The sequence below is a fragment of the Nitrospirota bacterium genome (assembly GCA_016214845.1).
In the GTDB taxonomy this organism is placed as follows: domain Bacteria; phylum Nitrospirota; class Thermodesulfovibrionia; order UBA6902; family UBA6902; genus SURF-23.
This window is the reverse complement of sequence record JACRMS010000039.1, coordinates 19,417-37,300: the sequence shown is the minus strand read 5'-3', so window position 1 is coordinate 37,300 and position 17,884 is coordinate 19,417. Positions and strand designations below refer to the sequence as shown.

The 17,884-nt window shown below is 48.1% G+C and carries 17 protein-coding genes; 6 read left to right on the top strand and 11 right to left on the bottom strand.

What is annotated here, in order from left to right:
* The first annotated feature begins 4 nt into the window (after positions 1-4).
* A complete protein-coding gene (locus HZB61_15520) occupies positions 5-859 on the top strand; it encodes a DUF4384 domain-containing protein (protein ID MBI5058018.1) in 855 nt (284 codons plus the stop codon).
* Positions 856-1,677 (top strand): autotransporter domain-containing protein, encoded by an 822-nt coding sequence (locus HZB61_15515; GenBank protein ID MBI5058017.1) that lies wholly within the window; start codon positions 856-858, stop codon positions 1,675-1,677. Before HZB61_15520 ends, HZB61_15515 begins: the two co-directional genes overlap by 4 nt.
* A gap of 124 nt (positions 1,678-1,801) precedes the next feature.
* Here the strand turns inward: HZB61_15515 and gltA are convergent, their stop codons facing one another.
* The 9 genes from gltA to HZB61_15470 form a co-directional block, all read right to left on the bottom strand.
* The gene (gltA, locus tag HZB61_15510; protein ID MBI5058016.1) at positions 1,802-3,199 is read right to left on the bottom strand and encodes an NADPH-dependent glutamate synthase; all 1,398 of its coding nucleotides are present in this window, start codon (positions 3,197-3,199) and stop codon (positions 1,802-1,804) included.
* Positions 3,200-4,048: a sulfide/dihydroorotate dehydrogenase-like FAD/NAD-binding protein gene (locus HZB61_15505; protein ID MBI5058015.1), complete on the bottom strand. Its 849-nt coding sequence runs from the start codon at positions 4,046-4,048 to the stop codon at positions 3,200-3,202.
* 59 nt (positions 4,049-4,107) lie between these two features.
* Positions 4,108-4,806, bottom strand: coding sequence for a ComF family protein (locus HZB61_15500; protein MBI5058014.1), 699 nt, complete (start codon positions 4,804-4,806; stop codon positions 4,108-4,110).
* 66 nt (positions 4,807-4,872) lie between these two features.
* Entirely contained in the window at positions 4,873-5,076 is a 204-nt protein-coding gene (locus HZB61_15495) for a hypothetical protein (GenBank protein MBI5058013.1), read from the bottom strand.
* A 356-nt stretch (positions 5,077-5,432) separates the two neighbouring features.
* The gene (locus tag HZB61_15490; protein MBI5058012.1) at positions 5,433-5,690 is read right to left on the bottom strand and encodes a type II toxin-antitoxin system RelE/ParE family toxin; all 258 of its coding nucleotides are present in this window, start codon (positions 5,688-5,690) and stop codon (positions 5,433-5,435) included.
* Positions 5,687-5,884 (bottom strand): hypothetical protein, encoded by a 198-nt coding sequence (locus HZB61_15485; protein ID MBI5058011.1) that lies wholly within the window; start codon positions 5,882-5,884, stop codon positions 5,687-5,689. The genes HZB61_15490 and HZB61_15485 overlap by 4 nt, the downstream gene beginning before the upstream one ends.
* Before the next feature lie 76 nt (positions 5,885-5,960).
* Positions 5,961-7,484, bottom strand: coding sequence for a 2,3-bisphosphoglycerate-independent phosphoglycerate mutase (locus tag HZB61_15480; GenBank protein MBI5058010.1), 1,524 nt, complete (start codon positions 7,482-7,484; stop codon positions 5,961-5,963).
* On the bottom strand, positions 7,485-8,387 hold the full coding sequence (gene argF, locus HZB61_15475) for an ornithine carbamoyltransferase (GenBank protein MBI5058009.1): 903 nt from the start codon (positions 8,385-8,387) through the stop codon (positions 7,485-7,487).
* A 22-nt stretch (positions 8,388-8,409) separates the two neighbouring features.
* Positions 8,410-9,603: an acetylornithine transaminase gene (locus HZB61_15470; GenBank protein MBI5058008.1), complete on the bottom strand. Its 1,194-nt coding sequence runs from the start codon at positions 9,601-9,603 to the stop codon at positions 8,410-8,412.
* A 230-nt stretch (positions 9,604-9,833) separates the two neighbouring features.
* Here HZB61_15470 and HZB61_15465 point away from each other — a divergent pair, with 230 nt between their 5' ends.
* The 4 genes from HZB61_15465 (at position 9,834) to uvrC (ending at position 14,966) form a co-directional block, all read left to right on the top strand.
* Positions 9,834-10,751: a cytochrome B5 gene (locus HZB61_15465; GenBank protein MBI5058007.1), complete on the top strand. Its 918-nt coding sequence runs from the start codon at positions 9,834-9,836 to the stop codon at positions 10,749-10,751.
* Between the two features lie 168 nt (positions 10,752-10,919).
* Positions 10,920-11,129 (top strand): heavy-metal-associated domain-containing protein, encoded by a 210-nt coding sequence (locus HZB61_15460; protein ID MBI5058006.1) that lies wholly within the window; start codon positions 10,920-10,922, stop codon positions 11,127-11,129.
* Positions 11,130-11,236: 107 nt separating this feature from the next.
* A complete protein-coding gene (locus HZB61_15455; GenBank protein ID MBI5058005.1) occupies positions 11,237-12,877 on the top strand; it encodes a nucleotide sugar dehydrogenase in 1,641 nt (546 codons plus the stop codon).
* 259 nt (positions 12,878-13,136) lie between these two features.
* The gene (gene uvrC, locus HZB61_15450; GenBank protein MBI5058004.1) at positions 13,137-14,966 is read left to right on the top strand and encodes an excinuclease ABC subunit UvrC; all 1,830 of its coding nucleotides are present in this window, start codon (positions 13,137-13,139) and stop codon (positions 14,964-14,966) included.
* Here uvrC and HZB61_15445 read toward each other — a convergent pair.
* The gene (locus tag HZB61_15445) at positions 14,959-16,356 is read right to left on the bottom strand and encodes an insulinase family protein (protein MBI5058003.1); all 1,398 of its coding nucleotides are present in this window, start codon (positions 16,354-16,356) and stop codon (positions 14,959-14,961) included. The genes uvrC and HZB61_15445 overlap by 8 nt on opposite strands.
* On the bottom strand, positions 16,353-17,705 hold the full coding sequence (locus HZB61_15440; protein ID MBI5058002.1) for an insulinase family protein: 1,353 nt from the start codon (positions 17,703-17,705) through the stop codon (positions 16,353-16,355). Before HZB61_15440 ends, HZB61_15445 begins: the two co-directional genes overlap by 4 nt.
* Positions 17,706-17,884: the final 179 nt, after the last annotated feature.

Here is a 17,884-nt window from a genome sequence, read left to right as displayed (position 1 = left end):
ACATATGAAGAAATACATTCTCTCGTCTTTAACTTTTGTTTTAATGTTTGTTTTAACTTTTTCTTACGCACAGGCGCAGAATGAAACAGTTCATCCCAGGGATGATCTAAAAGAAGTCACCGCTGAGGGCATGTCCATCCTCGGCGAGGACACTCCGCCCGCTCAGGGCAGGGCGATGGCGAGAAACAACGCAAGGAGGAACGCGCTTGAACAGGCAGTGGGCGTTGAGATCCACGGCTCCACCGTTCTTTATAACAGCGATTTTGTCAGCGACCTCGTCAAGACCGCAACCAAGGGCCTGATCGTGAAAGAAGAAGTCATTGAGGACGTGCCGAGGATAGTAGGCAATCAGCTCTCTTATTATTGCAAGCTCAAGGCCTATGTCAAACCCATCAACACGGAAAAGAAGGGGAACCTCGCCATTATGAGGGCAAAGGTTTTAAGGCCCGACAAAAAGACGGCCATGGAATCGCCGGTATTTCAGGACAACGACGAGGTCCAGGTGAGAGTCAGCGCGAATGAAGATTCATATATAAACATTTTCAGCGTGGGGCAGGACGGGTCCGTGTCAAAGCTTTACCCCAACCAGCACGTTAAGGTGGAAGTCCTTCCCGCGCGCCAGGAGTTTATTTTCCCTGATGACACATACAGGCTGATCGGCCTGAGGTTCCGGGTGAACACGCCGAAGAAACTCAGCCGTTCGGTGGAATCAGTTTTAATAATAGCGTCAAAGGAAAAAGTTGATTTTCTCTCCGGGGACATTCAGCAGCCCATGATCACAGATCTGATGAAAGAGCTTTCCGAGATCGATCCTTCTTCATGGACAGAGAAGACGATCGGATATGAGGTAAGGAAATGAAAATTTATTTAGCTTCTATAAAGGAGAACCAGTGCATGAAACGGACCGCCGCAATTATTGCTTTTCTGATTTTAGCAACAACGTGTTATAGCGTTTTGCTCCCGCAAACAGCCTCGGCGGAGAATGAATATGATGTTTATTTGAAGGGTGAAAGTTTTGTTTGGAAGGAATTTGATAACAGCGGAACTCAGCTTTTAAAAGAGTCAGGCCCGGTCTTTGGCGTTGGCGGCCTGGCAAAGTTGGATATTAACTCATTGACTTTGAAGATGAAGGGAGAACTGTTCGGAGGGAGAATTGACTATGACGGACAGACACAGGATGGAACTCCTGTTCAAACCGATGTGGATTATTTAGGCGTCAAAATAGAAGGGAATATAGGTTATAAATTTAACTTAAGCGAAAGATTTTCAATTGAACCTTTTGCAGGCCCCGGTTATCGCTACTGGGAGAGGGACATCAAGAGCACGTCTATGGCAACAGGGTATCTTGAGAAATGGAGCACTGTGTATGTTCAGGCCGGGATACACAGCGATATTGCTTTTTACGGCCTCGGAAAAGTCTTTGTTGAGGGCGGAATAAAGTTCCCGGTGCATAATGAAAACGAGGCGGACCTGAACGTGCTCGGCAGCGGGACAGTTAAGCTTGAGCCCGGCAAGAAAGAGTCTTATTTTGCGGAAGCAGGGGTTAAATGGAAGATGCTCAGGACCGCGGTATTTTATGAAGGCCTGAGATTTTCAAAATCCGAGATAGTCGACGGGTGGTACCAGCCTGAATCAAAAGGCGATATATACGGGGTAAACCTCGGGCTGACTTTTTGATCTTAAAAAGACGGTCAGCCGCTGATCTGCGCAGATTGACGCGGATATTTTAAACTTGGTAATTTTCTATCTTGATGCAGAGCCCTTCATTTTTCTATCGGTGATTATCTGCGTTCATCTGTGGCTAATGTTTTACGGATTCGGTAGGTTGTGCCGTAGTTTCAGAACGTCCCATGATGAAGTTGTCTATTGAACGCGCAGCCCTTTTGCCCGCGCCCATCGCGCTGATGACGGTTGCGGCTCCTGTAGTGATATCGCCTCCGGCGAAAATTCCCGGTATATTCGTCCTGCCGTCGTGATCGGCTTTAATGTAACCCTCCCCCCATAGATCCAGACCGTCAATCGAGCGGATGAGTATGGGATTTGATGTCTGCCCGATTGCCATTATCACCTGATCAACATCGAGAATGAATTCCTCGCCGGAACATTCAGGCCTTCTCCTGCCAGATGCATCCGGCTCGCATAACACCATCTTGTCGCACTTGATGCCCTTTACATAACCTCTTTCGTCGCCGAGTATCTCCCTGGGGTTCGTCAAAAAGAAAAACTCTATGCCTTCTTCAGTTGCGTTTTCAACCTCTTCATGCCTGCACGGCATTTCATGTTCAGTCCTTCTGTAAACTATATAGACCTTCTCCGCGCCGAGCCGTAAAGCGGTCCTTGCAGAATCCATCGCAACGTTTCCCCCGCCAACAACCGCCACACGGCGGGCCTTTTTTACCGGCGTATCATATGTCGGGAATTTATACGCCTTCATAAGATTGACTCTTGTAAGAAATTCCGATGCGAAATACACGTTGTTCAGGTTTTCGCCGGGGATGCCGAGATATTTTGGAGAACCCGCGCCAACGCCTATGAATATCGCCTTGAATCCGTCTTCAAAAAGCTCGTTGACTGTCTGCGTCCTTCCGACGACCCAGTTGAGTATGATCTTAACGCCGAGGTTTTTTACAAACTCGATCTCCCGCTGAATGATCTTTTTGGGAAGCCTGAATTCGGGAATGCCGTACGTCAGCACTCCTCCGGGTTCATGAAGCGCTTCAAAGACAGTGATGTCGTAGCCTATTTTCGCGAGGTCTGCCGCCACTGTCAAACCCGCTGGCCCTGAGCCGACCACCGCAACTTTGTGACCGTTGAGCGGGTTTATTTCCGGCAGTTCCATCTGTTCTGACGATAACTCATAGTCAGCAACAAAGCGCTCCAGCGCGCCGATCGAGACCGGACGTTTCTTTTTTCCAAGTACGCAGCCGCCCTGGCACTGGTGTTCCTGCGGACAGACCCTTCCGCAAATGGCAGGCAGCATATTGAATTCCCTTATCTTCCTTAGCCCGCCCAAGAAGTCTTTTTCTTTGACAAACGAAATAAACTTCGGAATGTCCACCTCAACGGGACAGCCGGCAATACAGTGGGGCTTTTTACACTGAAGGCACCTGTTGGCCTCGGCTACAGCCTGTCTTTCAGTCAGACCGAGCGCGACTTCCTTGAAATCATTTTTTCTTTTGTCAGGTTTTCTGAATCGCATTTATGCTAATTTCATTCCTTTGCGTTTTGTCTTTCTGATAAATAAATGCAGCGCCTGCCCTTCTTCATCTTTATAAAAATTCAGGCGGTTCTCAAGTTCATGAAAATCAACTTCATGCCCGTCAAACTCAGGCCCGTCAGCGCATGCGAACCTTGTCTTTCCGGCAATGTTCACCCTGCACGCCCCGCACATGCCCGTGCCTTCAACCATTACGGGATTAAGGCTTACGATGGTTTTTATCTTATAAGGCCTCGTCAGTTCCGAGACCGCTTTCATCATCCTTATCGGCCCGACCGCGATTACAAGGTCAACCTGTTCTCTCTCAATTACCTCTTTCAATACTTCAGTGACCAGGCCCTTCCTGCCTGAACTCCCGTCATCGGTTGTGGGCAGCATTTCACTTGCGCTCTCTCTGAATTTATCTTCCCACACAAGGAGCTCTTTTGTGCGCGCCCCGAGGATTACCGTTGTTTTGTTCTCCGCGTCTTGCAATGCTTTCAAAATTGGATACAGGGTGGCTGATCCTATTCCTCCGCCGACAAGAACACAGTGGCCGTATTTAGTGACCGGCGTTGCATGTCCCAATGGCCCGGCAATATCTTTGATGGAGTCACCGGGTTTTAGCATCCCCAGCTCAACTGTTGTCTTTCCGATCTTCTGGAAAAGAAGGGTAATGGTGCCCTCCTGCCTGTCAGCATCGGCAATGGTCAGGGGGATCCGTTCGCCCTTTTCATGGATCCTCAGCACGACAAAATTCCCGGCCTTCGCGTGTCCGGCAATATACGGCGCGCTGATCGTCAGCTCGTCAACCAGAGGGGCTATTTTCTTCTTTTGCAATATTTCAAACATAGTTTATTTTACTTTTAACCACACTTCTCATCTCCTATTCATTTCCGTGGTTGTCTGCCTTAATCCATCACTCCGTGGGCAAGCGTGATGGCATAAATATTTTTCGCGCCTGCTTTTTTTAAAACCTTCGAACACTCACGCACGGTGGCGCCTGTTGTGACCACGTCATCCACAAGCATGATGTTCTTCCCGTTGATGAGTTCTCTCTGTTTTATATCAAAAGCCTTACTCAGGTTTTTTCTTCTCTCCTGCGAACTGAGTCCCACCTGCGGCCTCGTGTCCCTTATCTTGACAAGACAGTTGACTACGACATCTGTTCCCAAACTTTCTGCCAGATATTTTGCAAGGAGGGCGGACTGGTTGAACTCCCTCTGCCTCAGGCGTTTTTCATGAAGCGGAACCGGAATTACCGCGTCAACATGCGGCAATTTAATTTGGGTTATTATATCAGATAGAGGTTTTGAAAGTCTTTTTATCCCGTAGAATTTCAGGAGGTTTATCGCCTTCTTCAACGCTCCTTCGTAAAGCCCGAAACTCCTTGCGTAAACAAACGCCGGTTCATCCTGAATACATTCTCCGCATGTAGCGGACTCTCCGGAAACAAGCGGCTTCCCGCATCTCCGGCAAAGGGGGCCTTTGTACGGAGACACCTCCTGCCAGCAATCCGAACATATCGGCGCTGTTACATGGTCTTGTGCCCGATTCTGACAGACCGGGCAGGTCTCCGGGAAAAGGGTGTTGAGAAAGTTGTTAAGCATATTGTTCCACACCCTTTGCAAGATATGGAGCAAGCTCTGTGTATGATTTAATGCCGAGACTGGATTCTATGTAACGTGTGGTTGAAGAGTATTCTTCAGGCTCTTCAGATACTCTTTCAGCATCTTGAGGCTTACCGGCTCGCCTTCGAACGCCATGGAGGCGCTTACCTGTTCGGGGATGCTTTTCAGATACAACTTTTTTCGCTCCTCCGGCGTCAACTCTGTCCGCCAGTGGTCCACGATGTTTTTTTGCGTCTTTTTTCTTTTCATCAGATTCTCTCTGTGAGGTTGTCTTACTTAACTTTACCATATAATTTTCAAGCAGGGCAATTCTGTCGACAAATTATCGACGGTTCAAATCCATCTTTTCCTCTACAATCGCAATGTCGGTTATGTCTTTCATCTTACTTCCGTTTCTTCTTTTTTCTTTGTGTTGTGTTTGAGGCTCTGTGAAAGCCGGGGATTCGTTGTCTTAAAGCCGACAAACGAGTGCGGTCTTCTAATGTCTTTGGGATATCCATATCAACCCTCAGTTTTTTGTGATGTACTATTATACATAATCGTTATAAAGGGGAAACTGAAAAGTGTGGGAGGTCATCTCTTGCGGTGTGAGGATTTGAGGCAATTTAGAGCCTCTTATAAATTTCCTTGCGGTGACCGACTCTCAATATAACAATATCTTTACCTTCAATATCAATAATGACTCTGTAATCACCTATGCGAAAACGGTAGGCCCCAATTTTAGGATCTGTCAGTTTTTCAGAGTGTTCAAAAGGATTGTTCTGCAATTTCAGGAGGGCTTTGCCTATCTGGTGTTTTATGGAAGGATCAAGTTTCTTGATGTCTTTTTCCGCCCTGCGGGTATAGACAAGTTTGTAACTTATTCTCCGAAAAGCTCTTTATGCGACTTTGTCCTGCCTGCTTTATACTCGGCCCGTGCTTCCTTGACGCTTTTGAGATAATCAGGAGAAGTCATAGCAAGTAAGTCTTCGATAAAAGATTCTCTTTCATGCTTTTTCATTTTTTTAACGGCTTCAATGATTTCATCAGATGATATGGGAATTTTTACTTCTATCATTTTTTGCACCTCCTCATGATTTCTATTCTAACATTCGTTTCTTCCCCTCCACAATCGCAATCTATGTTGACGATCATTACTTCTCTATCAAACTCTTCCCCGTCATCTCTTCCGGTTGTTTGATCCCCATCAGTTCAAGGAGGGTGGGCGCGACATCTGCGAGGATTCCTTTGTCACGCAGTTTGATGCCTTTTTTCAGAAGAATAAAGGGGACCAGATTTGTTGTGTGGGCTGTGAAGGGGCCGTTATTTTCAAACATCAATTCGCAATTGCCGTGGTCAGCGGTAATGAGCAGCAGTCCGCCGGCTTTATCAATCTCTTCTGAAATTCTCTTCAGACATTTATCAATGGCCTCGCACGCCTTGACTGCTGCCTCCATTATTCCCGTGTGGCCTACCATATCTGGATTGGCGAAGTTCAAAAGAATGAAATCATAACTCTGCTGCTGTATCCTTTTCACGACCTCGTCGGTGACGAGATACGCGCTCATTTCGGGTTTTAGATCATAAGTCGCCACATCGCGCGGAGACGGGATGAGGCTCCGGTCTTCGCCGTCAAAAGATCTCTCTTCTCCCCCGTTAAAGAAATAAGTTACGTGCGCGTATTTTTCCGTCTCGGCGATCCTCAACTGTTTTAGATTGTGTCCGCTTAAGACCTCGGCGAATATATTGTTCAATTGCATCGGCGGGAACGCTGCCGGGAATGAAAAGGTCTCATCATAGAGAGTCATTGTCACGTATGAGCTCAGCGCAGGAGGATTGCCTCTTTCAAAGGAAGTAAATTCTTTATCGGTCAAGGCTCTTGTCAGTTCCCGCGCCCTGTCCGCCCTGAAATTAAAAAATATCACCGAGTCTCCATCACGTATATTCCCGACCGGCCCAGAGTCGTTACATATTACAGAGGGCTTTATAAATTCGTCATTCTCATGGAGCTTGTAACTTTGCTCAACTGCTTCTTCCGCTGAACTGGCTTTTTTCCCCTCGCCGAGCACAAGTGCTTTGTACGCCTGTTCCACCCTGTCCCATCGTTTGTCCCTGTCCATGGCCCAGTACCTGCCGGTCACCGTAGCGATTTTTACTGAGGGCTTGTCCTTTATGTACGCCTCAAGCTCTTTGATGTAATTAATTCCTGATGCTGGTGGCGTGTCCCTTCCGTCCATAAACGCGTGGATGAATGTCTTCTTCACTCCCTGGACCACTGCCATATCGATCAACGCGTAGAGATGCCTGATGTGGCTGTGCACACCGCCGTCCGATACAAGACCGAGAAAATGGACCGCGCTGTTATTTGTGACAGCGGCATTCATTGCGTCAATCAGGGCAGGGTTTTTTTGAAAAGCGCCGTCGCGGATGGCTTTATTTATCTTTGCGTAATCCTGGTATACAATTCTTCCCGCGCCCAGGTTCAGATGCCCCACTTCGGAATTTCCCATCTGTCCTTCAGGCAGGCCGACAGCTTCGCCGGAGCATGCAAGCGCGGTGTGCGGATATTCTTTTATGATGCTTTTATAAAAAGGGATGTTCGACTTTTCAGTGGCGTCGGCTTCGGGATTGTGCCCGATCCCCCAGCCGTCAAGGACAATGAGCATGACCGGTTTCATTTACTTCACCAGCATCTCAAGAAGGGCCTTTTGTGTGTGCAGCCTGTTTTCCGCCTGGTCAATGACTACGCTCTGCGGAGAATCGATGACGTCATCAGTTATCTCCTCGCCCCTGTGCGCGGGCAGGCAGTGCATTACGATTGCGTCCGGTTTCGCGAGAGACAACAATTTTCTGTTTATCTGATAACCCTCGAACTTCTTTTTCTTCCTCTCGACTTCTTTCTCCTGGCCCATGCTTATCCAAACATCAGTGTAAAGCACGTCAGCGCCCTTTGCTGCTTCCTCGGGATTTGCCAGGACAGTTACCTTTGCGCCTTTTGAGCGCGCATCTTCAGTAATCGATCTATCAGGCTCATAACCGCGCGGACATGCAATCACAAGGTCTATCCCCGTCAGCAAGGCGGCTTCAATCAATGAGTTTGCAACGTTGTTGCCGTCGCCGACGTAAACCATGCGCACATCTTTCAGCCGTCCCTTTTTTTCCTGAATGGTCAGCGCGTCAGCAAGGGCCTGACAGGGATGGTGCAGGTCGGTCAGACCGTTGATTATGGGGATCGTGGAATTCTTTGCAAGTGTTTCAATAGTGTCGTGCTCATAGGTCCTGATCACTATCCCGTGTAAATATCTCGAAAGGACCTTTGCGGTGTCCTCAATCGTCTCTCCCCTGCCAAGCTGCAGGTCGTTTGTGTTTATGTAAATTGCCTGAGCGCCAAGCTGGTATATGCCTGTCTGAAATGATATCCTCGTGCGGGTTGAGGTTTTGTTAAACAGAAGCCCGATGCTCTTGCCTATGAGGGGACATGCTGAAATGTCCTTCCCCGATTTAAATTCAACGGCCCTTTTCAATAGGGCCTGTAAATCTTCCGGCGTCAAATCCAGTAATGTAAGAAGGTCTTTTTTCATGTTCCATGTCTCCCTTAATTAATTATTGTCTTGCAAAGATATCTTCAAGGGTATCAATCAGGTGGTCGATTTCCTTTTCATTGACAATGAGCGGAGGTGTAAAGCGCAGGACATTGCCGCTTGTGCAGTTTATGAGCAATCCTCTTCCCATGCAGGTGTCGACAATAGGCCCTCCGGCCCTTGTCATTTCCATTCCGATCAAAAGTCCCAGCCCTCTGATATCAGCTATGTATGAGGGGAAGTCTTTTTTTAATCTTTCAAGGCTGTCTTTGAAATATTTCCCGATCCGCCTGCAGTGGTCAAACATAAAACCGTCCTCAAGCAGGGTTTCCATCGTGACCACCCCTGCCGCGCAGGCCAGAGGATTTCCGCCGAAGGTCGAGGCGTGAGTGCCCGGCTGAAACGCGGCGGCGACATTTTCTTTTGCAAGGACGGCCCCTATAGCGACTCCGCCGCCGAGCCCTTTTGCAAGCGTCATGATATCAGGTTGTATGCCGTAGTGCTCGTACGCGAAGAGTTTACCTGTCCGTCCCATCCCGGTTTGAATTTCATCGAGGACCAGCAGTAACTTGTTCTCATCGCATATCTGCCGGACCTGTTTCAAGTAATCTTCCGAAGGGAACCTTACCCCGCCTTCGCCCTGTATAGGTTCAAGGAGAACAGCGCACGTGTTTGCAGATATCGCATTTTTCAGGGCGTCAACATCATTGAACGGAACGTGCTTAAAGCCCGGCATTAAAGGTTCAAATCCCTTCTGAAATTTTTCCTGCCCGGTCGCGCTAAGGGCCGCGAGCGTCCTCCCGTGAAATGAACCGAGCGCGGCAATGATCTCATATTTATTGCCTGCAACAGGGTCTTTTGAATATTTTCTCGCAAGCTTGATTGCGCCTTCGATCGCCTCCGCTCCTGAATTGCAGAAGAAGACTTTGTCGGCAAACGAGTTATCAATAAGTAATTTTGCAAGCCTGATCTGCGGCTCAATGTGGTACAGGTTTGAGACATGAATGAGCCTCTGAGCCTGCTTTTGTATCGCAATTACAACCTTGGGATGGCAGTGCCCGAGACAGTTTACGGCGACACCTCCGACAAAATCGATGTATTCCTTTCCCGTGGAGTCCCACACCTTCATCCCCCGTCCTTTTCTCAGGACGATAGGGGCGCGGTTGTAAGTGTTCATTAAATACTTTTTTGATTCATCAATAAGCTTCTTGTCCATCGCCCTAAAAATATAACATAAATCATTGGATATACAAAAGGGACGGGGAGGCAGAAGACAGTAGTCAGAAGTCAGAAGACAGAAGTCAGAAGACAGAAGCAAGAAGACAGAAGCAAGAAGACAGAAGCAAGAAGACAGAAGCAAGAAGACAGAAGCAAGATTGGGGGGTTCGGGTTCTCATAACAAATTACATCATGTATAATTTATTCATGCAAAAAATGGAGGGTATCATGCGGAAAACTTTTCTGCCGGCAGGACTATGTATAGTGTTCCTGTTTTTATTCGCTTCGGTGGCATGTGCAATTCCGGAATATGCGGAGAAGACAAGGCAGGGCTGCAAGATCTGCCACCTGTCAGAGGAGGGCGGCGACCTTTCCAGTAAGGGGATTGAATATTCGGCTTCAGGGTATGTGTGGCCTCCCTCGGGCGGTTTCCGTGTGCTTGGCCCCATAAAAAAATCAGTGAGGTTCTTCATTGGCGCGTTCCATATCATTGCCGCCTTTCTATGGTTTGGGACCATACTTTATGTGCATATCATCTTGCGGCCCGGATACGCAGCGAGGGGATTGCCTAAAGGAGAAGTCGCGCTCGGATTAGTTTCCATGGCTGTTACAGGCATCACCGGGCTCCTGCTTACAGTGTCCAGGATCAGAGGCCTCGATGTGCTTTGGAAAAGCCTGTGGGGGATGACGCTTTCAATTAAAATTATTTTATACATAATAATGGTTGCGACAGCCATTTTCGTAGTGCTGTTTGTGGGGCCGAAACTTAAAAAAGGGACCAGGAGGAAGGAATTCCCGAAAGAAGGGATATTCGGTCCAGTTACGCTTTCTTCTTTTGACGGAAAAGAAGGTGCCTCTTCATTCATTGCATACAAAGGAAATGTTTATGATGTTACCGGATTGAAGCTCTGGAAGAACGGGGTCCACATGAAACACCTCGCGGGCAGCGATCTTACGAGCTTTCTTCCAAAGGCGCCGCACGGAGAGGAAAAACTTTCAGGACTCAAAATAACCGGAACATATGACGCTGCCCGCCAGCCGTCGAGGAGTTTTGCGCAAAAGGCCTTCTATTTTGTAGCATATATGAACTTGACGATCGTATTTCTGGTATTATTTGTAATTGCTTACTGGCGGTGGGGGCTTTAAAAAGTTTAAGAGTTATTCCATTAAGTGTTTAAGTTGTCATTCCCGCAAGCGGAGCGCGTCGGGAATCCTTCTGAAAACAAAGAAAGATTCTGGACAAGCCGGAATGACAAAGGTGTCATCTTGATTGCAAAGTAGAATTAGAACTAATTATAAAACAGGAGGTCAGTGATGGCTGTGATTGAATTAAAGATAGAAGGTATGAGTTGTCAGCATTGCGTCATGGCAGTGAAAAAGGCTGTCAGCGGAATCAAGGGGGTAACCTCGGCGGATGTATCTGTCGGCGCTGCTAAGATTGTATACGATGAGTCAAAAACAAATAAGGACGAGATCGCAAAGGCCGTTGTGAATGCCGGATATATAGTTAAGGCAGAGGGATGAAGGCGGAAAGCTGAATTTAGAGACAGAAATCGGGTGAGGGGTTGTTCAAGAAAAAAAATAACCGTTATAATATTTTAAACACGAAATCATCAAAGGAGAGAAGATCCATGAGCATTGCATATTCAGTAAGCCCTGACGGCGAGAAGTTCCCGTTGCCTTCGCAGAACGAATACAAAAAAGAATTTAATCGTCTGAAAAAGGAAGTTGAAAAGCAGAAAAAGCTGGACCGGGAGATCGTCGTGGTCATGGGGGTCGGCTTTGTTGGAGTTGCAATGGCCGCTGTTATCGCAGACACCGTAAATAAAAAAGGCCGGCCCGGCAAGTTTGTAATCGGGATGCAGAGGCCGAGCCCGAGAAGCTACTGGAAAATACCGGTGCTCAATAAAGGGATCTCTCCGGTTGTGTCCGAAGATCTGGAGCTTGAGCCGATGATCAGGAGATGCGTGCGTGACAAGAAAACCCTTACCGCCACATTCGTGTACGACGTGCTCTCTTTAGCTGATGTAGTTGTGCTTGATATACAATGCGACTATATTAAAGACGCCGTCGGAAACGTGCGTGAAGGCCGCGCCGACATGTCGCCTCTTGAAGAGTCTCTCGCAATTGTGGCTGAACACATTTCCCCTGAGGCCCTTGTCATCATTGAGACCACGGTAGCGCCGGGCACAACCGAGCAGATCGCCTACCCGATAATGAAAAAGGTTTTTCAAAAGCGCGGGATTAAAAAAGACCCTCTGCTGGCCCACAGCTTTGAGAGGGTAATGCCGGGAAGGAATTATGTATCGAGCATCCGGGATTTCTGGCGCGTGTGCAGCGGCATAAATAAACCGGCGAGGGAGAAGGTCGTAAAATTTCTCAATGAGATACTTAATACCAAAGATTATCCTCTCACCGTTCTCGATAAGCCCATTGAATCAGAGACGGCAAAGATAATTGAAAACAGCTATCGCGCAACGATCCTCGCATTTCTTGATGAATGGAGTCTCTTTGCTGAGCGCAACGGAGTAGATCTTGTAAAAGTCATCAAGGCCATAAAGGTCCGGCCTACGCACAACAATATTATCTTTCCGGGGCCGGGCATCGGCGGTTACTGTCTGCCGAAAGACGGAGGCCTCGGGGTCTGGGCTTATAAACATATACACGGATTTGAAGACGACATTTTTAAAATAACCCCCATTGCCATCAATATCAACGATACGCGTTCCCTCCATGTGGCGCAGCTTACAAGAGACGCTTTAAGGAACATGAGCAGGCCCATCGCGGCTGCGGATATACTTGTGTTAGGCGCATCGTACAGGGAGGACGTCGGCGATACCAGGTACAGCGGCTCGGAACTTATGGTAAGAAGGTTGACGGAGATGGGCGCTGAAATGAAGGTCCATGACCCGTACCTGTCTCACTGGTGGGAATTTGAAAGCCAGGACACCTATCCGGGGAAGGGACACAGCCTCGCAAGGTTTTTCCGCAACCAGGAAAAACTCAAGAACATGAAAATGGAAAAAGACATGAAGGACGCCTTGAAAGGCGCGGACGCTGTGATCTTCGCGGTACGTCACAAACAGTATATGGACCTTGATCCCGACAAAGTAGTAAAAATGATCGGCGGCCCCGCAGCGATCATAGACTGTTTCGGCATTCTTGACGATGATAAAATACGCAGGTATTTTGAATTAGGCTGCGAGGTGAAAGGTCTGGGAAGAGGGCATGTCAAACGGATCAAGGATGAAGTGAAGGCGCAGAAGAAATAATAAACTTTCTGGTTGTCATTAAGATATGACAAAGGGAGACTGGCAAAGAATTTCTATAATCGACAATTTATTTAAATGCGGACAAAGCGCCATTCCCATTCCTGCTTTTCTTTATTTAGAGCGTTTTACTGCAAACTTTTATCTCTTTTTTAAAGGTGTCGCATAGAAATTATTTGCCAGTCTCCCTTTGTCTGCCATTGCCGCTGTTCGTTTTCAATAAACTCATTCCCCAATTATTCACTTAAGTTATAATTTCACTATGGATATCAAGAAGAAACTGGAGCAGGTCCCCATCTCGCCCGGGATCTACATCATGAAGGGCGCTAAGGAGAAGACCCTTTACATAGGCAAGGCGAAGAACCTCCGCAACAGGGTGAGGTCGTATTTTCAGGATTCAGCCGCGCTTGATGATCGCAAGACAAAGATGATGCAGGAGGTCAGGGACTTTGATTATATCGTGGCGAACAATGAACTCGAGGCGCTTGTGCTTGAGGCGAATTTTATAAAGAGGGTGAAACCTCCATACAACATAATCCTCAGAGACGATAAAAACTACCCGTACCTGAAGCTGACGGTCAACGAAGAGTGGCCGAGGCTTGAAGTGGTGCGCAGGATTGAAAAGGACGGCGCGCTTTACTTCGGACCCTATGTCCCTGCCGGTGCCATGTGGGAGATGCTGAAATTCATTCGGCGCAATTTCCCCATAAGGATCTGCAGGTACAACCTTGAGAAGCCGTTCCGCCCCTGCGTTCAGTATCAGATGGGAAGATGTATCGCGCCTTGCGCGGAAGACAGGAGGACGCCGATAGATCATGACAGGTATATGGAGATAGTTGATGAAGTAAGGGCGTTCATCCAGGGCGAAAAAAAAGAGCTCCTCAGCAGTCTTCAAAGCAGGATGCAACGGCTTTCGGACGCTCTTGAATTTGAAGAGGCGGCGAAGATCAGGGACAGGCTTAACTCTATCGAGAAGGCGTGGGAAGCGCAGAGCGCTGTTGCGCCGGAGCTTGGCGATATTGACGTCATCGGGCTGTACAGGGAAGCGGAGGAAGCTTCCATGTTTTTGCTCTTTATAAGAAACGGCATGGTCATCGGGCAGAAAGATTTCTTCCTGAAAAAAACAGGCGGCATTGAAAATGAAGAGCTTGTCGCGAGTTTTGTCGAGCAGTTTTATTCAAAAGAAATGCTGCTGCCTCCGCGGATAATCATTCCTTTGAAATTGCAACTGACGACACAGCAGAGATGGCTGAGCGAAAAGAGAGGGAAGCCCGTCAGGCTTTCTTACGCAGTGAATAAAGGCGAAGCAAAGGTGCTGAAGATGGCGGATGATAACGCGCTTTATTCATTTAACGTCCATAAAGAAACAAAGGTGGACGAAACGCTTTTGAAAATAAAAGAGCTGCTCGGTCTGCGGGTCGTGCCGAGGCGTATCGGCGCCATCGACGTATCGAATATTTCAGGATCGGAGGCTGTCGGCGCATTGATCGTCTACGAAGACGGGAAGTTCATGAAAGACGGCTACAGGCTTTTTAAAATCAAAACAGTTGAAGGCATTGATGATTTTGCAATGATAGGCGAAGTGGCCGGCAGATACCTGAAGAATGTCTCAAACGATGAGGGCAGGCTGCCGCAATTGATAATAATCGACGGGGGCAGGGGGCAGCTTGAATCAGCGCTGAAGGCGATGAGACCTTTCGATCTGCCGGTTGAAGCGGTTGGGATGGCAAAGGCGAAATATGACGGCAGAGAACAAAAGCTGTCAGGTGTCCGCACAGAGTTTGAAAGGGTCTATCTCCCCGGCAGGCGCCAGCCTGTTTACCTTGGGCCGCTTGAGGCGTCAACGCACCTGCTCCAGAAGATACGCGATGAGGTCCACCGCTTTGCCGTCAGCTATCACAAAAAGCTCCGCGCTAAGAGGACGCTCGAATCCCCGCTTGAAAAGATCAAGGGCATTGCCAAAACAAGAAGACTTGCGCTGCTGAAACATTTCGGAAGCCTTGACGCAATCAGAAAGGCCACTGTTGACGAGATAGCATCAGTGAAAGGCATGAACAAAAAGATAGCGGAACTTGTGAAGGGATCTATTTAAACTCCGGCTTCAAGCCCGCTTTTTCCTGGTTGGCAACAACAACAAGGACAAAGTTATCAGGGTCGAGGTATTTCTTCGCCACGCGCAGGACTTCATCTTTTGTCACGCTGTTTATATAGGAAGGATATTTATCAATATAGTCCAGCCCAAGCCCGTAGAATTCAACCGCTATGAGAAAGTTGGCTATGCGCGCGCCTGTTTCAAACCTCAGGGGGAAGCTTCCGGTGAGGAATGACTTTGCGTCTGCAAGCTCTGTGTCCGATACGGGAGTATTTCGTATCCTGTTTATCTCTTTTAATATCTCCTCAACCGCTGTATTTGCGGACTCGTTCTTTGTCTGCACGCCTACCTGAAAAGTCCCGCTGTACTTATTGGGGGCGAAAAAGCTGTGAATGTCATAGGCAAGCCCCTTTTCCTCCCTGACATTCTGCATGAGGCGTGATTCAAAGCCGCCCCCGCCGAGTATGTAATTCATGACCGACACCGCGTAATAATCGGGATTGTCCCTGCTGATGCCGGCATGTCCCAGGATAATATTTGCCTGAGTAAGGTCTTTGTCTATAGTGATGGTCTTCCTCTCTTTAACTTCAGTTGGCTTCAGGAGAGATGCAGATTTAATTTCCTTTGAATGCCATTCAGGGAAAAATTGCTTAAGCAGGGCCTTGACCTCCTCAGGAGTTATGTCGCCGACAACGGACATTATCGCGTTGTTAGGGACATAGTAAGCAGAGTGGAAATTAACAACGTCATCCCTTTTGATCGCGTCGAGCGTTTCAGGCGTGCCCTGGACCAGACGGCCGTAGGGATGCGCGCCGAATACCGCCTTTCTGAACTCCCTTGACGCGACAAAATCAGGCTGGTCTTCCTGGGATTTCAGACTGCCTTTAATGCGGACCCTCTTTTTATTAAGTTCATCTTCGGGGAAAGACGGATTTATGATTATGTCAGAAAGCAGGTCGAAGCCGAGGTCCATGTCTTTTTTCAAAACAGAGAGCGACACTGTAGCGAAATCTTCGTCTGCGGAGGCCCCGACGGCGCCGCCTACAAATTCAATTTCTTCGCTGATCTGCTGCGCAGTCATTTTTTGGGTGCCGGACGTGAGGAGAGAAGCGGTGATGCTTGCAAGTCCGGCCTTTTCTTCAGGCTCCAAAATGCTTCCTGCCTTGATGCCGACGGAGACCTTTACAACGGGAAGGTTGTGCCTTTCAACAATTAAGAGTGTCAGTCCGTTGTCGAGTACGGTCCTTTTGACGTCGAGGGCGTAAGCGTCAGTGAACATTGAACAGAAAACATTGAACAGAATAAAGACAGTGACGAGTAACGGGTAACGGGTAACGGGATTTGTGACTTCTGTCTTCTGTCTTCTGTCTTCTGTCTTCTGTTTTTTCAATTCCCACTCTCAACTTTCTTCAGTGGCACCAATACTCCCACGGTCTTTTTATCTTCGACAAGATATTTCTGCGCTGCGCGCTGGACGTCCTGCGGGGTGACCTTTCTTATACCTTCAAAATATTTGTCCTTGAGTTTCCTGTCGCCGAGCATTTCAAACATTGCCACAACCTCAGCCTGAAAGAAGATGGAATCCTGCCCCATGATAAAGCCCGCCTCTACCTGGTTCTTTGCCTTCTGGACTTCCTTCTCGTCTGGGGCTTCCTTCTTTATCTTTTCGACTTCCTCATACAAGGCCTTTTCAACTTCGTCGATGGATTTCCCGGGCAGGGGCGCAGCGTCAAGGAAAAAGAGGGAAGGATATTTATCGAGGCTGCTGTAGGAGGCGTCCGCGGAAAGCGCAAGCCTCTTTTCATCGATCAGGCTTTTGTAGATCCTCGAACTCTTTCCCCCTGAGAGGACCCCTGCTAACACCTCAAGGGCGTAACCGTCATCGTTCAGGAAGTTCGGGGTCTTATATCCGATTAGCACGTAAGGAAGCTCCGCCTCTTTTTTTACATACAGCCTTTTTTCGCCGGACTGTTCAGGCTCTGCTATGTCGGGATTTTCAATTCTCCCGCCTTTAGGAATGCCGCCGAACTCGCTTCTGATCTTCGTCATCACCGCGTCGACGTCAATGTTCCCGGCGACAATTATCATGGCGTTATTTGGCGCGTAATGCTCTTTGTAATATTTATAGAGGTCGTCCCGCGTGATCCTCTTCAGGTCCTCCATCCATCCGATGACCGGCCACCTGTAAGGGATATTTTTAAACGCGGTCGCCATGACTTCTTCATATACAATGTTCTGCGGGTCGTCATCGTAGCGCATCCTCCGCTCTTCCATGACAACGTCCCTTTCCGAGAGGGTCTCTTTCGGGTCCATGACCAGGTTGCTCATCCTGTCGGCTTCAAGCTCGATGGAGAGATAAAGTTTGTCGGGCGCGAGCTTCTGATGATAATAAACATAGTCCCTCGACGTTCCGGCATTGTCAACTCCGCCTGCCCTGCTTATGATCTTTGAAAATTCCTTGGGCCCGTATTTAGGCGTGCCCTTAAACATCAGGTGTTCAAGCAGATGGCTCAGCCCTGTCTTTCCAACCTGCTCGTGTATCGAGCCCGCGTTGTACCATATCTGAAAAACAGCCAGCGGGGCATTGGGGTCTTTCAGGGCAAAGACCTTCAAACCGTTGGGAAGGACCTCTTCATAAAGAAGGCCGTCATAGCGGCCCGCCTGGCGTGCCGAGGTATGAGCGCACGCGGCAAGAGACAGCAAAAGCAGAAGCAATATAATACTGAAAATCTTTTTCATTATCCCATCAATGCTAACAGAAATAAGAAAAGCGGTCAATCATTCCGCGCCTAAAAAAAATGCAGCCAGGACACCCTGGCTGCTCTAAGTTGGAGGGGGGGTAAAAGAACCATTAATGTCATATTATTTATCTTTAATCATATCCGTACTTAATTTGTATGATTTAGCTTAATAAAAAG

Excerpts from the sequence above, each read along its gene's own strand:
- HZB61_15520 (MBI5058018.1), top strand. The coding sequence starts at position 5 with ATGAAGAAATACATTCTCTCGTCTTTAACTTTTGTTTTAATGTTTGTT.
- HZB61_15515 (MBI5058017.1), top strand. The coding sequence starts at position 856 with ATGAAAATTTATTTAGCTTCTATAAAGGAGAACCAGTGCATGAAACGG.
- gltA (MBI5058016.1), bottom strand. The coding sequence starts at position 3,199 with ATGCGATTCAGAAAACCTGACAAAAGAAAAAATGATTTCAAGGAAGTC.
- HZB61_15505 (MBI5058015.1), bottom strand. The coding sequence starts at position 4,048 with ATGTTTGAAATATTGCAAAAGAAGAAAATAGCCCCTCTGGTTGACGAG.
- HZB61_15500 (MBI5058014.1), bottom strand. The coding sequence starts at position 4,806 with ATGCTTAACAACTTTCTCAACACCCTTTTCCCGGAGACCTGCCCGGTC.
- HZB61_15495 (MBI5058013.1), bottom strand. The coding sequence starts at position 5,076 with ATGAAAAGAAAAAAGACGCAAAAAAACATCGTGGACCACTGGCGGACA.
- HZB61_15485 (MBI5058011.1), bottom strand. The coding sequence starts at position 5,884 with ATGATAGAAGTAAAAATTCCCATATCATCTGATGAAATCATTGAAGCC.
- HZB61_15480 (MBI5058010.1), bottom strand. The coding sequence starts at position 7,484 with ATGAAACCGGTCATGCTCATTGTCCTTGACGGCTGGGGGATCGGGCAC.
- argF (MBI5058009.1), bottom strand. The coding sequence starts at position 8,387 with ATGAAAAAAGACCTTCTTACATTACTGGATTTGACGCCGGAAGATTTA.
- HZB61_15470 (MBI5058008.1), bottom strand. The coding sequence starts at position 9,603 with ATGGACAAGAAGCTTATTGATGAATCAAAAAAGTATTTAATGAACACT.
- HZB61_15465 (MBI5058007.1), top strand. The coding sequence starts at position 9,834 with ATGCGGAAAACTTTTCTGCCGGCAGGACTATGTATAGTGTTCCTGTTT.
- HZB61_15460 (MBI5058006.1), top strand. The coding sequence starts at position 10,920 with ATGGCTGTGATTGAATTAAAGATAGAAGGTATGAGTTGTCAGCATTGC.
- HZB61_15455 (MBI5058005.1), top strand. The coding sequence starts at position 11,237 with ATGAGCATTGCATATTCAGTAAGCCCTGACGGCGAGAAGTTCCCGTTG.
- uvrC (MBI5058004.1), top strand. The coding sequence starts at position 13,137 with ATGGATATCAAGAAGAAACTGGAGCAGGTCCCCATCTCGCCCGGGATC.
- HZB61_15440 (MBI5058002.1), bottom strand. The coding sequence starts at position 17,705 with ATGAAAAAGATTTTCAGTATTATATTGCTTCTGCTTTTGCTGTCTCTT.